Below are 1535 nucleotides of genomic sequence, written 5' to 3'. Positions count from 1 at the left end.
TGTTCTTCGCTGAAACGGCTTCTCTTCATCGTCTGTCTCCTCAGTTGGAGAACAGGCTAACCAAAAACGCCGGACATTTCAGGGGAGCACGTCAGCCTAATCCTCCAACACGTGATCGCCCAGGGCATGGAAATCCTTCTTAAAATAGAAGGGATTACCGGTCACTTGGGTCAGCCCTCAACAGGTTGTTCGTCCTGGAAACTCTGGACTTCACGTTCGAATGCCTCGACATCGGACAGCCTGTAGACCACCCGGCCGCCGATCTTAAGGTATCGCGGACCTTCCTGGGCCCAACGCCAGCGCTCAAGTGTTCGGTGGCTGATCTTCCAGCGGGCCGCCAGTTCTTTCTGATTCACACATACTTCGCTCATTTTCATCTCCTTTTGCGCAACTTACTTCGGTCGCAAGAGAACGAATGCGTGAGAAGAAAAACTATTCAAGTCGGTAGGTTGCGTGCTCGGAGGCTATGTTCGAAACAGGCGGAGAGGGCGTGAATTGGTGCAGGCCTTAGAAGCGGCGTCGGAACGTTCGGGACGGAGCGGCCCCCATCGGCATGGGGTCGGACACTTTTCTCAAGATTTAAGGGATTTTCGTGACTTCTAGACTCGATCCGAACTGCCAAAACAGCCGAATTGAAGCGCGAGTCATTCCCTCCGCCACCCCACCATTTTGCGTGATTTGACTGGGTCGTCTTTGGCGGCCCTTTTGCTTTGTTCCGTTGGGGTTGCGCGGCTACTGCTTTTCGTTGGATTTCTTTCGATACCGTCCGTATGCTTTCCTTGAGTGGTATGGAATGTGGTATCTATCGACATGGCCCTGACTGGAAAGCTGACCAAGAAGCTGGTGGAGAATCTCGGGCCGGGGCGACATGGCGACGGCTCGGGGCTTTATCTGGTGGTGGACCCGTCCGGCGCGCGGCGCTGGATCGTGCGCGTCGTGGTCAAAGGGTGTTGATTGTCACTGAGAACTGACCCGGTATTTTCACCGAGAATTGACCCACTCTCAATTATGCGTCGTGGTCTATGACGCGGTCAATGTTTTGGTCTCCTTCCCTGTTTTCTTTGCAGCCTCAGAACTGGCTTTGAAGCGTTAGCTGTCGTTACCGGTTTCGAGGATGTGGCAGCGGTGGGTCAGCCTATCGAGGAGTGCTGTGGTCATTTTTGCATCGCCGAAGACCTGTGCCCATTCTGAGAGGCTAAGGTTGGTGGTTATGATCACGCTGGTGCGCTCATAGAGCTTACTCAGCAGGTGGAAGAGAAGCGCGCCTCCGGACGAACTGAACGGCAGATAGCCAAGCTCGTCCAAGATGACCAAGTCGACCTTGGTCAGCATCTCGGCCAGTTTCCCAGCTTTGCCGAATGCCTTTTCTTGTTCCAGCGCATTGACCAGCTCCACCGTTGAGAAGAAGCGCACTTTGCGTCGGTGATGTTCGATTGCTTCCACACCGATTGCAGTGGCCGTGTGGCTTTTGCCCGTTCCGGGGCCACCCCTCTCGATGGGGTGGACGCCCCCTCACGGTATCGCTGTGCCAAGGT

The 1535-nt window shown here is 55.0% G+C and carries 2 protein-coding genes and 1 pseudogene; 1 reads left to right on the top strand and 2 read right to left on the bottom strand.

Going from position 1 to position 1535, the window contains the following annotated elements:
* Window positions 1-170: 170 nt before the first annotated feature.
* Entirely contained in the window at window positions 171-371 is a 201-nt protein-coding gene (locus tag EDD52_RS23520; protein ID WP_132249021.1) for a helix-turn-helix transcriptional regulator, read from the bottom strand.
* Window positions 372-810: 439 nt separating this feature from the next.
* Between EDD52_RS23520 and EDD52_RS23515 the strand changes: the two genes are divergently transcribed.
* The gene (locus EDD52_RS23515) at window positions 811-954 is read left to right on the top strand and encodes an Arm DNA-binding domain-containing protein (protein WP_243652090.1); all 144 of its coding nucleotides are present in this window, start codon (window positions 811-813) and stop codon (window positions 952-954) included.
* A 66-nt stretch (window positions 955-1020) separates the two neighbouring features.
* Here EDD52_RS23515 and EDD52_RS23510 read toward each other — a convergent pair.
* Window positions 1021-1488 (bottom strand): annotated as a pseudogene (locus EDD52_RS23510) (ATP-binding protein); the annotation flags it as partial.
* Window positions 1489-1535 lie beyond the last annotated feature (47 nt).

The organism is Primorskyibacter sedentarius, from assembly GCF_004342065.1.
GTDB lineage: Bacteria > Pseudomonadota > Alphaproteobacteria > Rhodobacterales > Rhodobacteraceae > Primorskyibacter > Primorskyibacter sedentarius.
Note: the sequence above shows the minus strand (reverse complement) of the source record. Positions and strands in the feature narration are given on the sequence as shown.

Coding starts and splice junctions, on each gene's coding strand:
- EDD52_RS23520 (WP_132249021.1), bottom strand. CDS start 371: ATGAGCGAAGTATGTGTGAATCAGAAAGAACTGGCGGCCCGCTGGAAG.
- EDD52_RS23515 (WP_243652090.1), top strand. CDS start 811: ATGGCCCTGACTGGAAAGCTGACCAAGAAGCTGGTGGAGAATCTCGGG.